This window comes from Arthrobacter sp. 05L417 (assembly GCF_056397865.1).
The window spans coordinates 1-599 of sequence record NZ_JBFTOG010000112.1 but is presented as its reverse complement, the minus strand read 5'-3'; the positions used below and the strand labels follow the sequence as shown (position 1 = coordinate 599).

General features: G+C 67.9%; 1 protein-coding gene. It reads right to left on the bottom strand.

Annotation, left to right across the window (positions count from 1 at the left end; translation table 11 throughout):
- Positions 1–599 (bottom strand): transketolase-like TK C-terminal-containing protein (locus tag AC1DJW_RS26540; RefSeq protein WP_476902964.1); only part of this gene is annotated, 599 nt, incomplete at both ends.

Genomic DNA, 599 nt, shown 5'->3' with positions numbered 1-599 from the left:
ACGGCGATGACCGGTCCGGTGGCGCCGGCGAGTTGCTGGGCGACGAACGGGGTGCGGGGTTCTTCGCCGGGGTTCAGGAAGGCGTGTTCTTCGGCGGCGAGTCCGTCGCGTCGGAGTTCGTTCCAGGAGGTCACGGACCAGACATCGGCTGAGACTCCCCAGTCCTGGGCCAGGACCTTCTGGGCTTCCAGGGCCCACGGGACCGAGACGCCGGAGGCCAGCAGCTGCGCGCGGGGCCCGTCGGTTTTCGCCGGGGCCAGCAGGTAGATGCCCTTCAGGAGGCCCTCGGTGTCGAGGTTTTCCGGTTCCGCGGGCTGGCTGATCGGCTCGTTGTACACGGTGAGGTAGTACATGAGGTTCCGGTCGGTCGAGTTCTCCCCGTACATGCGTTCGAGGCCGTCGCGGATGATGTGTCCGATTTCGTAGCCGTAGGCGGGGTCGTAGGTGAGTACGGCGGGGTTGGTGGAGGCCAGGATGGGGGAGTGTCCGTCGGCGTGTTGGAGTCCTTCGCCGGTGAGGGTGGTCCGTCCTGCGGTGGCGCCGATGATGAAGCCGCGGGTCATTTGGTCCGCGGCGGCCCAGAAGGCGTCGCCGGTGCG